Origin of the sequence: Timonella senegalensis JC301 (assembly GCF_000312125.1) — a bacterium.
GTDB lineage: Bacteria > Actinomycetota > Actinomycetes > Actinomycetales > Cellulomonadaceae > Timonella > Timonella senegalensis.
This window is the reverse complement of the sequence record NZ_HE978641.1, coordinates 240673-254483: the sequence shown is the minus strand read 5'-3', so window position 1 is coordinate 254483 and position 13811 is coordinate 240673. Positions and strand designations below refer to the sequence as shown.

8 protein-coding genes are annotated in these 13811 nt (G+C 63.6%); 7 read left to right on the top strand and 1 reads right to left on the bottom strand.

Going from position 1 to position 13811, the window contains the following annotated elements; all coding sequences use genetic code 11:
• The first annotated feature begins 9 nt into the window (after window positions 1-9).
• Complete coding sequence (locus HGSM_RS01145; RefSeq protein WP_019146901.1) at window positions 10-759, top strand: FadR/GntR family transcriptional regulator; 750 nt, start codon at window positions 10-12, stop codon at window positions 757-759.
• A 73-nt stretch (window positions 760-832) separates the two neighbouring features.
• On the opposite strand, the gene HGSM_RS01140 is transcribed toward HGSM_RS01145, so the two are convergent.
• Window positions 833-2428 carry a glycoside hydrolase family 10 protein gene (locus tag HGSM_RS01140; RefSeq protein WP_040594214.1) on the bottom strand — a complete coding sequence of 532 codons (1596 nt, stop codon included), beginning with the start codon at window positions 2426-2428 and terminating at the stop codon, window positions 833-835.
• A 271-nt stretch (window positions 2429-2699) separates the two neighbouring features.
• On the opposite strand from HGSM_RS01140, the gene HGSM_RS01135 reads away from it, so the two are divergent.
• From HGSM_RS01135 to HGSM_RS01110, 6 genes are read left to right on the top strand one after another with little or no spacing between them, the layout of a single operon-like run.
• Window positions 2700-3032, top strand: coding sequence for an FHA domain-containing protein (locus HGSM_RS01135; RefSeq protein ID WP_230197459.1), 333 nt, complete (start codon window positions 2700-2702; stop codon window positions 3030-3032).
• A gap of 9 nt (window positions 3033-3041) precedes the next feature.
• Window positions 3042-3881, top strand: a complete 840-nt coding sequence (locus HGSM_RS01130; RefSeq protein WP_019146898.1) for a PP2C family protein-serine/threonine phosphatase — start codon at window positions 3042-3044, stop codon at window positions 3879-3881.
• Between the two features lie 36 nt (window positions 3882-3917).
• Complete coding sequence (locus HGSM_RS01125) at window positions 3918-5369, top strand: FHA domain-containing protein (protein ID WP_154646200.1); 1452 nt, start codon at window positions 3918-3920, stop codon at window positions 5367-5369.
• Window positions 5366-6550, top strand: coding sequence for a serine/threonine-protein kinase (locus tag HGSM_RS01120; protein ID WP_081581249.1), 1185 nt, complete (start codon window positions 5366-5368; stop codon window positions 6548-6550). The genes HGSM_RS01125 and HGSM_RS01120 overlap by 4 nt, the downstream gene beginning before the upstream one ends.
• Window positions 6508-7149 (top strand): hypothetical protein, encoded by a 642-nt coding sequence (locus HGSM_RS01115; protein WP_040594213.1) that lies wholly within the window; start codon window positions 6508-6510, stop codon window positions 7147-7149. The genes HGSM_RS01120 and HGSM_RS01115 overlap by 43 nt, the downstream gene beginning before the upstream one ends.
• A complete protein-coding gene (locus HGSM_RS01110; protein WP_019146896.1) occupies window positions 7146-13394 on the top strand; it encodes an Ig-like domain-containing protein in 6249 nt (2082 codons plus the stop codon). The genes HGSM_RS01115 and HGSM_RS01110 overlap by 4 nt, the downstream gene beginning before the upstream one ends.
• The last annotated feature ends 417 nt before the right edge of the window (window positions 13395-13811 follow it).

Below are 13811 nucleotides of genomic sequence, written 5' to 3'. Positions count from 1 at the left end.
AGTTGAGACATGCAAACGTATGAGTCCGTCTTGGCGCGGGTTGAGTCGGGGCTTCGTAGTGGTCGGTGGACGCTCGGCGATAGGCTCCCCTCCGAGCGCGCCCTGAGCGAGGAGTTTGGGGTATCCCGCGCCTCCGTGCGCGAGGCGCTACGGGTGCTCGAGGCGATGGGGATCATCAAGCGATCAACGGGCTCCGGCCCCGACGCAGGCGCGATCCTGATTGATAAGCCCGCCGCGGGGCTCGGCTCTGCGATCCGGCTCCACGTGGCGTCCGGTGCGATGCCGGTCCGGGACGTGGTGGAGATGCGCCTCCTGATCGAGTCGTGGTCCGCGAGATCGGTGGCAATGCGCTGCGCGGCGGAACAGCTTCAGCAGGCTGAAGTAGTCAACGAGTCGAACGACGTGGCTGCTCGGGGAGTTGCAGGCTGCCTCGACGCGGCGTTCGAGATTCTCGAGCAGATGGAAGATACCGACATTGAGATTGAGGAATTCCAGCGACTCGACGCCCAACTCCACGTCGAGCTGGTGTCCCTCGCCGGAAACTCGCTGTTTGAGGCCACGATGTTGGGGCTGCGCAAGGCAATCGAGGAGTACGTGGCGCAGGGTGTGAGCCGGGAGCCGGACTGGCCGGGCCTGGCCGCAACCCTGCGTGGAGAGCACCGGGCAATACTTGAGGCGCTGGGACGGGGAGAAGCGGCGGAAGGGGCCCACCTCGTCGAAAAGCATATTGAAGGTTTTTACCGCAGGGCGCTCGGCTGATCCCAGCCGCACCCCGTAATGGCAATGGGCCGGGCCGCGATGAGAATCGCGGACCGGCCCATTGGGCTTCCTTTTAGTTAGACGCGCGTGCGCGGCTTGGCGCGGACTCGTTGCCGAGGCGGTCCAGAGCCGTGACCACGTAGGTGTACTCGCCCGAAGCGGCAGAGGCGTCCACGTACGTGTTCACACGGCCGGTCGAGCGCTCTGTCGCGATCAGGTTGCGGGCATCCGTAAAGTCAGCGGCCGTAGGCGTGACTTTCCCGTTGAAGCGCCAGATCGCAAATGAGGTCGCTCCACCGTTGCCGGGCACGTGCCACTCGAGCGTGACACCCTTGGCGGACTGCTTGGACCCGGTCAAGACCGGTGGGCGAGGAACAGTGCCACCTAGGTGTGGGATCAGCGGAAGCAGCGCAGGACGCGTGTAGTACGTGTCCACGAGGCGCCGGGCCCATTGGCCCTCGCCGAGGGCCAGGCGTACGGAGTCGCCGTTGTAGAACACGGAACCCGCAACCTCGGGAGTCGCGCGGTCGATGTCGATGTGCTTGAGCATCTCGTCCGGGTCGGTGAAAACACCGTCCGTCGCCTTGTACGCGCCCTGACCAATGTACAACTGCACGTCGGTGTCCCGCACAACGTCAGCCCACCACGGCACGAGCTTGGCGTAGTTCGCCGCAGCCTGACCGATGAACCAGTAGATCTGTGGGTTGATGTAGTCGAGGTAGCCTTCCTTGACCCACTTGCGGGTGTCTGCGAACAGAGCCGAGTAGGACTGTGTACCGTTCGTCTCCGAGCCGAGAGGCTGGTCCGCAGTCTTGTTCTGCCAGATGCCGAACGGGCTAATACCAAACTTGACCCAAGGCTTGACTTCCTTGATCTTCCGGCCAAACTCGGACACCATCAGGTCCACGTTGTTTCGGCGCCAGTCTTCGATGTTGTCGAAATCGCCGCCGTACTGTGCGTAGGTCTCCTGGTCAGGGAGAGTCAGAGTGCCCGATGGATACGGGTAGAAGTAGTCGTCGAAGTGGACCCCGTCGAGATCGTACTTAATGACTGCGTCGAGCATTGCAGTCTGGACGAACTCGCGAACCTCTGGAATTCCCGGGTTGTAGTAGAGCTTGCCCGCAAACGGGAAGATCCAGTCTGGGTTCTTGCGTGCGGGGTGGTCCGGGTGGAGCTTGCTTGGGTCTGCCTGCATCGACACGCGGTACGGGTTGAACCAAGCGTGGTACTCGAGGTTGCGCTTGTGCGCCTCCTCGACCTGGAAGGCCAGTGGGTCGTATTCCGGGGCCTTGCCTTGGGTCCCCGTCAGATACTGCGACCACGGTTCATAAGGTGATGGCCAAAATGCGTCTGCCGTGGGTCGCACCTGCGAGACCACAGCGTTCAAATTGATTTCCCTGGCCAGGTCAAGCCATTCGATGTAGTCGCTCTTTTGCTTCTCCATCGAATCGGAGCCGGACCGTGGCCAGTTGATGTTGAGCACCGAGGCCAGCCAGATGGCGCGAAACTCGCGTTTTGGAGTCATGGTGCCGTCCGCCATGTTGGCGGCGGGAGAAATTCCCGAGGCAAGCGCCGGGATGGCGCCGCCCATGCTAATTCCGACTGCCCCTGCCGCAGCAAGCGAAGAGAGTCCAAGGAACCCTCGACGTGAGATTGACTGCGATGTCATTGATTTACCTCCGCATCAGCGCTGATGAAAGTTGTTTACGCAATTTCCCATTGTAGCCCCTGGTGTGCACCGCGCCACAGTGGGGAGATGTCCCCACAGGGTGAATGCTGATCTGGGGAAATGGCATGTGGTCACAAAGTATCTGGGTGGGGCTGTGAGAGAATTTCCGGACGGAACCTGCTTCACCCGCCCGCCCCCACATGCAACGAAGTCGAGAACCACGATGGACCAGGCTACGAGCCACGGTGTCTTTTCCGACACCACTCAACCCATGCGGTACGCCATCACCTTCAGTGATGGAAACAGGTATGCGCTGACGGCTCCCACCCTGGTCGGACGGAACCCGCAACCGGCAGCACACGAGCACGACACCAACCTGATCGTGCTCAACGACCCATTGAGAACTGTGTCCAAAACCCACATGCTCGTTGGTGTCGATCCAGCCGGTCCGTACGTGGTCGATCGACACTCAACGAACGGAACGGTCGTGACCCTTCCTGACGGCCAGCAGATCATCTGCGGGCCCGAACAGAAGGTTCGCTTCACCGTGGGCTCAACCATCATGTGCGGAGCAATCACGGCGAAGGTTGACCTCCAGTACTAGGAGAACCTCATGGAGCAAGTGTGGGGAGCAGCCACGAGCGCTGGACGCCGCCGACCCATCAACGAAGACTCATACCTGGCAGCACTGCCGATCTTCGTGGTTGCGGACGGCATGGGCGGACACCAGCGCGGTGACCTCGCAAGTGCCATAGCAATCGACGAGTTCGCGAGCCTCGCGGAGCGATCCGTCATTCTCCCGCAGGATATTGACGTGTGCTTTCGAAACGCTGCGCACCGGCTGCGAGACGCGCTGGCGGAAGGGGTCGGCGGAACCACCGTGTGTGGCGTCGCGCTGTCACTGCAAGACGGAGTGCCCTACTGGCTCATCTTCAACCTGGGAGACTCCCGCGTGTACCGTCTCAGCAAGGCAAAGCGCATCATGGAGCAGGTCAGCGTGGACCACTCGGTTGTCCAGGAGTTGCTCGAGGCCGGGGTGGTGGACAGAGAAGGCGCGACACGCCACCGCGAGCGCCACGTCATCACCAAGGCCCTCGAGACAGTGTCCGTGCCGGAGCCCGACTACTGGATGATCCCCATCGAGCAGGGCGACGAAATCCTGCTGTGCTCGGACGGCCTGTGTGACGAGCTCAGTGACCAAGACATCGCCCAGACCTGGGCGTCCGGAACGGGCCCTCAGGACAGTGCCACGCTACTCGTCGAAGCTGCCGTTGCTGCAGGTGGGAAAGATAATGTCACGGCCGTTGTGGTCAGTGCGCAGGCGGTGGGATTCGTTACGGATGGTGTCTCCGAGACCACGGCTTCCATGGTTAGGGTAGAGAGAGCGGGTGAAACTCACGCAGATTTGCATGGGTCACTAGAAAACACGAGCCCCCGCACCTCAAGGAGCTAACACATGATGCTGTGCAGAATCAGTCACGGAGACCTCGTGACTGTTGCACGCGACAACATTTTTGTTGTTCTGCGTCCGCTCCCAAACACCTCCGTCATGGACAAGGACATGGGCGTCCACCTGTGGCACGCCCTAGGATCCGAACGGGGAATCCACAAGGCAATCGCGCACCTCGCTCAGAACGGTCTCGAGGTCATGCCCGAGTTTGTGATGCTCAAGGTCAATCCTCGCGGGCTGGACGTGGTTGTGCGCGGCGGGTTCACAGTTCTACTGCTCAACCATGACGGCAAGTACGCCACCGTGGGGTCTGACGACGTGGCGACGTGGCGCGAACACACGGGCCTGGCCGCCTCGGAGTTCTGTGTGCGTGCTGAGCCTGGCAAGTCAATTCAAGGCGAGGATGAGTTCTACCTCGCCTCCGGCGTATCGAGCATCTCTGTCCTGTGCTCCCTCGGGTGGGACGACCCGGACCAGCCGGTCAACGCCGTGGAGCTTGTGGAGACCGGAGCGATCCCTGAGGTCGAGTTGTACGCCGATGCCGATGCGCACTCGCTCTCGCAGGCTGTGGCCCAGCGCATGAGGGAGGCCCGAAGGGCGGCAGAGGCGGCCACACCTTCTCATGCCTCGTTCTCCGTGCCGGCCTCGCCATCTTCACCCACTTCGCCTGCCTCACCCACGTCACAGCCGGTGCCGCTTCCACCGCAGCCCACCGCTGATCTTCCGGTGTATCCGGGATCGCCGGACTTCCCTGCACCCGCCGCGGCGCCTACTGCCCCAGCAGCACCAGCGGCCCCGGCGGCTCCTGTGGCCCATGCCCTGCCGGTTGTTCCGGACCTCCCCGATGAGCGCGTTGTGCAGGCCAATCTGTCGACCTCGATGAATCGCGTGCTCCAGCCGCTTCCCCCCGTCCCAACGGGAGAGTTCGACCTGCACGAGACCTCAGGCTATTCACTGAGTGAGGCGCCCACGGAGTTCATCCCGGCTTACGGCGACTACCAGTTGGGCGGAACCGCGCCGTACCAGCAGTACGCGGATGATGAGTCCTCAACGGTTCTCACCAACGACGTGGTGGAGTATCGCGCCGCCATGGAGAGCCAACCCGATCTGCCTCTACCTGCCGAGCCGATCGAGGTGAGCCTGCCTGCACCGGCTCCTGCGATCCGCCTGTCCAACGGTGTGCGGGTATCGCTGGATCGGCCAGTGCTCATCGGCCGAGCGCCCGAGGCCTCGCGCTTCCCCATGCGCGACCTCCCTCGCCTGATCTCCGTGCCCAGCCCCACCAACGATGTGTCGCGCACGCACGCCCAGGTGCGCGTGGAGGGCGAGGTCGTGCTGGTGACGGACTTGAACTCGACCAACGGCGTGCTGCTCATTGAGCCTGGCGCTACGCCGCGCCGCTTGCACCCGGACGAGCCCATGCAGCTCAAGCCGCAGGTTGTTGTTGACCTGGGCGACGGCGTGACCTTCGAGCTCGAGGCAGGTTCGTGACGAGTCGCAGAGCGCCCTCCCTGCCCCCACAGATTCTTGGTTTTGAGTATGTGGGGCTACTTGGCATGGGCGGATTCGCCGACGTGTTTGAGTATCGCCAGGACTTCCCGCGCCGTTCGGTGGCCGTCAAGGTCCTGCTGTCCACCTCGATTGAGGGTGGCGCTCGCGATGCCTTCTTCGCAGAGGCGAACATCATGGCCGCGCTGTCCCAGCACCCCTCGATCGTCACGATCCATCAGGCCGCTATTGCCTCGGACGGACGCCCCTACTTTGTCATGGAGTACTGTGGCAAGCCGAGCCTTGGTGCGCGCTTCCGCAACGAGCGCATCTCGGTTGCGGAGACCCTGCGCACCGGCGTCCGCGTGGCCTCTGCGGTGGAGACCGCGCACCGGTCTGGTGTGCTGCACCGCGACATCAAGCCCGCCAACATCCTTGCGACCGACTTTGGCTGGCCGGCGCTGACGGACTTCGGTATTGCCGGGACGATCGGCGACACCCTCATGGCTTCGGGTATGTCGATCCCGTGGGCCCCGCCCGAGATGCTCGCGGATGACCCCTTCGGGGACGCCCGCTCGGACGTGTACTCGCTCGCGGCGACCCTGTATTCGCTGGTCGCGGGCCGCTCCCCGTTTGAGATTCCCGGCCGTTCCAACTCTCCGGTAGACCTCATCACCCGCATCGAGCGCGATCCATTGCGCCCAGTGGACCGTGTCGATGTGCCGCATGAGCTCAACATCGTGCTCGCGCGGGCCATGTCAAAGGATCCCGAGCAGCGTTTCTCCAGCGCGTACGCGTTCGCGCACGCGCTCCAGAACATCGAGCGCGAGATGCAACTGCCCGTCACCGGCATTGACGTCACCGACCTGCGGCCGGTACGTCCGACTGCGCCGGCCGATCTCCCTCGCGTTCCCAGCCCGGCCGGGGCCAGTGAGCGGTCGCTGACCGTGGTTCGTGGCCAGGACGCGGACAAGATTACCGACGATTCTGCGTACGTTCCAGCGTCCTTGCGCCCCTTGATGGGCCGCGTGGTGCGGGGGCGTCCGCGCCGACGGGTGCAGACGACGACGCCACTAACCTGCGGTCGATCACAACGATCGAGCCCGAGGCAGCCGCGCAGGGCAACGCAAGGGGCAGTGGGGTGGATGAGGGTCCAGCGCCGGCCGACATCGAGACCCGGCTGAGGCCGGTTACCACAATCCACAATGCTCCCGAGCCGGCCACCACGCCACCCAAGTGGTCCGCGCGCCGGGCACTGGCTGCCCCCACGCCGACCCAGATGCCGCAGTTCGACGATGCGCCCGGGACTCAGAGCTACTTTGTTCGCAAGCGCCAGGAGGCCGACTCCAAGGAGTCACGCAAGAGTAAGAGGCTGACAGCACTGGTGTCCTTGGCGAGCGTACTCGTGCTAGTGGGAGTCGTCCTCTACGTGGGGCTCAACGCCGTAAGCAATAGGCCACTGCCAGTGGAAACCCCGACGGCTTCTCCCGAGGACACTGCGATCCAGGACTCGGTCAACGCCGTTCCTGCGATCACCACCCTGAGAGTGGTCAAGGACGAGGGCGGCATGGTTGAGTTCTCGTGGGAAAACCCCGATCCACAGGAGGGGGACGCATACGTGTGGAGAACCACCAACTCCACGGATCCCCAGCCACTCGCACGCATCACCGAGACATCCATCGACGTCCCGCGCGAGGGAAACGAACGAGTGTGCATTGAGGTATCTCTCGTGCGCGCCAACGGCAAGATATCGAGCAGTGCAACAAAGGAGTGCTCGCAATGAGGTGGGTCCAAGGGCTGCGGGGCAAGAAGACCCAGGCGGAGACTCATCCCAACACAACCCGATCCCTCGCCGGTCTCAACCGGAGTAAGACAACCTCGATCGTTGCAGGAATCGCGGTTCCCGCGATCCTCGGCGCCTTGGCTATAGTCAACCCCGGCGTTCCCGTCTCAGAGGTCGACCTCAACGACGGTGGCGTATGGGTCACCAACACGAACGACCTCAAGGTCGGGCGCTACAACGCTAAGGTGCGCGAGCTCAACGGCGGGGTCATCACTACCGGAACCGCGTTTGACGTCATGCAGGACGCGGACGATGTCTATGCGGTGGAGCCTGCGCTCATCTCCAAGATTGATCCCGCAACGCTGAGTTACGAGTCTGCGGCAACGATTCCGTCGCGCTCGCAGGTGGCGATGTCGAACGGAACCATCGCGGTCACCGACCCCAGCGGAAAAGTCTGGGTCATGAATGGCGCCGAGATTACCTCGATCGACGAGGCCGCACCCACGGAAGTCGACCTTGCGGACGGCGCGGTATCTGCGGTCTCCCCATCCTCCCTCGTGTACTCCTTCGACCCAGCGTCCGGCTCCGTCTTCACCACCAAGAGCGAGGGCGGCGCGCTCGTCCCCGTGGGCGAGATCCCCCTCAAGGACGCTAGCGGCATCGCGCTCTCAAGCAACCCCGCTCAGGCGCCAGCAATCACGCTCGTAGGCGAGACCCCGGTGGTCGTTGCTAACGACATGCTCTACACGCCGAAGGCAACTGTCTCGCTCGCCGAGTACGGCAACCAGTCCGTGCTGCAAGCACCGGGGCCGCAGACCGGCCAGGTATTGGTTGCGCACGACTCTGGAATGATCGCGGTGGATCTCGCGTCCGGTGACGTGACCGTTCTGGTCACGGGAGCGAGCGGGCGACCCGCGCAACCAGTCCTCCTCGGTGGGTGCCTCTACGGGGCGTGGGCAAGCTCGTCGCAAAACTATGTGCGCTCCTGCGGACATACCGGCGGCGACTACACGGTACTGAGCCAGGGCCTTGCCACGATCGACGACGTCACGGAGCTCTCCACCCTGACGTTCCGGATCAACCGCGCGGTGATCGTGCTGAACGACACCAAGGCCGGAAAAGTCTGGCTCCCCGAGAACATGCCGCAGAGCGAGGCCCTGAACTGGCGTGACATCGAGGCGCCGGACCAACACGAGTCGACCACCGACGAACAGGACGACACCGACCCCGAGACCAACCGCCAAGCCGAGTGCGCGGCGGGTGATCGTCCACCGCGGGCTAAGGATGACGAGTTCGGCGTTCGGCCAGGACGCTCCACCACCCTAGACGTGCTGGGCAACGATTCAGCAGGGACCTGCGGAATCATCGCAATCACGAACATCCAGGACGTGCCGGATTCCTTTGGTACGGTGCAGATGGTCTCGAACGGCAGGCTCATCCAAGTCGACGTGGAGCCCGACGCCCGCGGCACCATCACGTTCGATTACACGATCACCGACGGGCGCGGCGTGAACCCGCCCTCCACCGCGACCGCAACACTCCAGGTCAAGGCGCCGCAGGAGAACCAGGCGCCCGAGGAGACGCGCAAGGCAACCGCGCAGATCGAGCAGGGCGCGACCCTTAAACTCAATGCGCTCGCGCACGTTCGCGACCCGGAGGGCGACCCTCTCATCCTCGAATCCGCGGAGATCCGGGGAGCCGATAAGCAGGGTGCCTCTGCGAAGGGCTCCGTGCGCGTCCGCAAGGACGGGATGCTCACCTACGTTGCGGATACCAACAGCCCGGGCCGCGTAGACATCGAACTGACGATCTCTGACGGAACCGACTCCATGACCTCGGTCCTTGAGGTTGAGGTCCGGCCCTCCGCGACACTGCCTCCGGTTGTGGACCCGCTGTTGCGCACCGCGTACGTGTCCCAGACCGTGGAGGTTGACGTCCTCGGAGCTGTTAAGTCGCGCTCCACAGAGGAGGTGCGGCTTGCAGCTGTTGACGAGGTCGCCGGAACCACAATCAACGCGGACCTCGAAGGCGGCACGTTCACGTTCTCGGCGCCAAGCGCCGGAAGCTACTACGTCAACCTCACCCTCGTCTCAGCTCCCCACACCGTGACGGCACTCGCGCGCATCGACGTGAGCGAATGGCCCACCGACATGTCCGGGCCCGTAGCGGTGTCCGACGTGGCGCTGCTGCCGGGCGGCTCCGAAGTGACTGTGGCCCCGCTCGCCAACGACTACGACCCCAACGGCGGGGTGATGGTCCTGACCGGCGTGGGAACCGAAGAGGGCTCGCGCCTGAACGTGGGCGTGATCGAGCACAGGTTCATCAGGATCTCCTCGTCCGTGACGATCAGGCAACCGGAGGTCATTCACTACCTCGTGGACAACGGCTACGACACTGCGCGGGGCACAATCTTGGTGCAGCCCGTGGAACCGTCCTCTCAGCAGCGTCCGCCAGAGATCAAGCCGATCAACGTCTCCGTGCGCGCCGGTGGCGTGGTCACCATCCCCGTGCTCAACGCCGTGACCTCCGCGGACAACTCAACGGTCTCCCTGGTCCAAGAGCTCCCATCCCAACTCGCCGCCGACGAGGGGCTGCTCTTCGTTTCCGGCGACGTACTGCGTTACCACGCGCCCGAGAAGCCACGCACAACTAAGGCGACGTTCCAGGTCACCGACTCGGCGGGCAACATCGCCACCGGCGAGGTCCAGGTGAACGTCCACAACTCGACGCCAGAAACCAAGGGCCCAACCAAGCCCAAGGTGATCACAGCGCGTGCGTATGCGGGGGAGACGATCCGCATCCAAATTCCGCTCACCGGAATCGACCCTGACGGGGACGGCGTGACGCTCCTTGGCCAGGGGGACACCGTGCCCCAGCAGGGCTACGTCAGCGCGGTGGGCGCCGACTGGATCGAGTACACGGCTTCAGATACCGGGCGTGCAACGGACACCTTCAGCTACGCGGTCGAGGACTGGACGGGGCAACGAGCACTCGGAACAATCCGGGTGGGAATCGTGGAGAAGCCACTCAAGCCGCTGCCCATCGTGGCCGCAGATGACGAGGTCACTGTCGCGCCAGGAACCAGCGTCGAGGTCCGCGTGACCCGCAACGATATGGACCCCTCGGGCCTCGAACTGACGGTGGCCCCACTTGGTGCGGTCACAGGAGCGGAGACCGAACTCAAGGACAACCGAATCGTGGTGACCGTCCCACGAGACGCGGCCGGCACGATCCTGATTCCCTACTCCGTGAGCAACACCGTGGGCGCCACAGCCCAGGCAGTGCTGCGTGTGATCGTCAACGAGGAGGCCCTGATCGCGGCCCCTCGCGCAAAGGACATCGTGGTGGCCCCCTATGAGGTGGTGGACAAGACCAGCGTTGAGGTCGACGTTCTGGCAGTTGCAGAGAACCCGTCCGGGCCGCTCAGCGACCTCGAACTCGCCATCCCTGACACCCACGCGGCAACGGCCTCTGTCACGGGTACGGGTAAGGTCACGGTCGCGCTGGACAAGAGCGCGCAGATCATCCCGTTCAAGCTGACAAACACCAAGGCGCCCGCCGCCTACACTTACGCGTTCATCTCCGTGCCAGCTCTCGGCGACTTTCCGCCTGTTCTGCGCCCTAAAGCTCGCGCGCTCGAGGTGGCAAGCGGGCAGTCACTCGAGATCCCGCTTGCGGAATTTGTGCAGGTGGGGCCCGGCAAAACTGCGTACATCAGGGACGCCCAAACGGTCTCCTCCGGACAGGGTGACGGCTCTCCGCTGGTGATTGACGATCAGACTCTACGGTTCACCTCCCGCCCCGATTTTGTGGGCACGGCCTCGCTGACCTTCCAGGTCTGGGACTCGTCCACCGATGAGGGTAAGTTCTCCGTACTGACGATTCCGATCAAGGTCTTTGCGGAGAAGGACTACCCTCCCACGTTCTCACCAACCCTCATTCAGGTACCGCAGGGAGGCGAGCCCGTGCCTGTGGACCTCCGGGAGTTCACAAGCACGCCGGGGCGAGATTCCACCTCCGGGTTTGGTTACAAGTTGTCCGGCGCACCGACCTCCGGGTTCAAGGCCCACATCGAGGACTCCGTCCTTCACATCTCCGCGCCCGTCTCCGTGGCACGTGGAACCTCCGGCAGCGTCGCACTGACGCTCACCTACGGGGTTGCGGGCTCCATGCCCGTCACGGTGCCGTTCGAGGCTGTGGCCTCAAACAAGACACTCCCAGTGGTGCGCAGCCACGATGTGCTTGCGAACGCGGGAGAGACCACGAGCGTTGATGTCTTGGCCGGAGCGGTTGACCCCGTGGGGCAGGGACTGAGAGTGCTCAGCGCAACCGTCTTGACCGCCACAAGCGGCGGGTCCGCAGCGGTCTCCGGAAAGACCATCAACGTAACCCCAGCCGAGGGCTTCTCGGGAACCATGAAGGTGGCGTTCACCGTGCGTGACGCCCTCAATGACCCGAGCCGTGAGGTCGAAGGTACGATCAACCTCACTGTGCGCAAGGAACCGGACGCACCGGGCCGCCCGCTAGTTTCGAACCCTGCAAACAAGTCAGTGACCGTTGCCTGGGACGCGCCAACCTCGAACGGCGCACCGATCCAGGGCTACCGGGTCACGGCAGCACCCGGTGGGACTACCACGACGTGTCCCACGACAACATGCGTGATCTCCGGTCTACAAAATGGCACCGCCTACACCTTTACGGTCGCCGCGTTCAACGAGGTTGGCTATTCGCCGGAGTCCCCGGCAAGCGCCGACATCACCCCGGACATCCTCCCAGGGGCACCGGCGCAGCCGCAGGTTGTCTACGGCGACCAGTCCGTTGCCGTCAATTGGCAGGCGCCGACCAACGAGGGATCGCGGATCTTGAGTTACACGGTCGAGATCTCCCCGGGCATTGGTTCAGAGGGTGTGTCGACCAGATCGGTGCAGGGCCTCAACACCACGATTGGCGGACTGAAGAACGGCACAGCCTACTCGGTGCGCGTGCGGGCTGTGAATGCCGCTCTGGTTGATGGTGGCGCAGGTCCGTGGAGTCCAATGTCGGTGCCCGTTCAGCCTGCAGGCGTACCCGAGGCGCCGAGCGTCAAGGCGAAACTCCCTGTGGACACGCCCCTGGGGCGCCAAATCAACGTTGCATGGACCCCCAACGGTTCGAACGGTGACGCCATCAGCGGATACACGCTGACCGTACTGGACGGCACCACGGAGGTGTTGACCAAGAAGTTCGACGCCACCGTGACCACCTGGGCATTCACCGAGGCCCAAAACGGCGTGGACTACAAGTTCGCAGTGAGGGCAAAGAACAAGGCGGGCCAGTCCGCTCCCGGAATCAGCGACCCGATCTCATCGTTCACCGCGCCAAGCAGCCCGACCTCTGGGCAGTCAGCGGTGGTGACGGGCAGATCGTATGCCCAGGGTGGCGCGGTCGAGTTGTCGTGGGGCGTCCCCGCAGAGACCGGTGGCAAGGGCGTGCGCATATCCCACTACGAGGTCAAGGAGGGTGGCGTCCAGGTCTCCGGAACCAAGCACGTGGTGGACCAACTGACGCCAGGTCAGTGGACGGGAGACTTCCACGTCCGTGCCTGCAACGATCGTGGAAGCTGCTCACCGTGGATGACAATTCCCGGGGCAACGCCCGTGACAACGCCGCAGTCGCCGGTGGTATCCGGACCGGAAACTGTCGAGGGCACCAAGTTCTCCTTCACCATCACGGGCCGCAACGACGGAGGGTCCAAGGTCACCGCATACGAGTACCGGGTGGACGGCGGCGCCTGGGTTGAGGCGCGCAAGATGACCAATACCGTGGACATCGAAGACCTTGGCGAGGCCGCGTCACGACCTGTCCTAGTTGAGGCGCGCGCAACCAACTCGCAGGGTGCGGGGAAGCCTGGCGAGCTTACGGTTACGGTGGTCAAGGAACCGATGCCGAGCGCGCCCACTGACATCACCTTCGGCCGCTTCTCCAGCGGCAGCGACCGTGACGTCCTCGTGCAATGGAAGGCTCCGACTGTTGGTGCCTCCAAGATCACCAAGTATGGATACTGCCTAGTGGACGGGCCGCGCAATCTGGCGTGCCCAACCTTGATCACAGAGAACTACAACGGCCTGACCACCCTGAATGCGAGCATGAGGAACACGATCCTGACTAGGCTCGAGCGGGGAACGTTCACGTTCAAGGTGTGGGGAATCACGGAGACCGGAATTGGTGAGATTGCGGAGCATGCAATCACCGTGCCCGTCCCATGATTCTGTGCTGAACAGCGGAAACACCAAGGGGTGCCGGGGTAAGAAGTTGGCCCGGAGTGGGTGAAATTCGCAAGGCTTGATAGATTTACCGTTTGCGGACAACAACGCGAGAAACGAGAAGTCAGATGAGAGATGGCAACGTGCCACTTCCTCCCCTTCCGGGAGACGAACGTGCAGGCGTGGACCTTACGCACACCAGCGGCGATGCGCTGTCAGCGCGTTCCTCGATCTCTCCCGACTCCGCAGCCTACGGGTCGCTCGATTCCGCGATGAGCCATCCCGCGGCGCAGGTGCCTGCACCGGCAGCCAGCAGCACGCAACACGACCTCAGCTCTGCAGCACCCGCGTCCCTTGCCCTCCCCGATGCCACGGCTCAGGCGGGCACGTCCGTCACCGCGCAGGACCAGCGAGTCGCCT

Bases quoted from the DNA above. Each gene is read 5' to 3' on its own strand.
- HGSM_RS01145 (WP_019146901.1), top strand. From the start codon at position 10: ATGCAAACGTATGAGTCCGTCTTGGCGCGGGTTGAGTCGGGGCTTCGT.
- HGSM_RS01140 (WP_040594214.1), bottom strand. From the start codon at position 2,428: ATGACATCGCAGTCAATCTCACGTCGAGGGTTCCTTGGACTCTCTTCG.
- HGSM_RS01135 (WP_230197459.1), top strand. From the start codon at position 2,700: ATGCGGTACGCCATCACCTTCAGTGATGGAAACAGGTATGCGCTGACG.
- HGSM_RS01130 (WP_019146898.1), top strand. From the start codon at position 3,042: ATGGAGCAAGTGTGGGGAGCAGCCACGAGCGCTGGACGCCGCCGACCC.
- HGSM_RS01110 (WP_019146896.1), top strand. From the start codon at position 7,146: ATGAGGTGGGTCCAAGGGCTGCGGGGCAAGAAGACCCAGGCGGAGACT.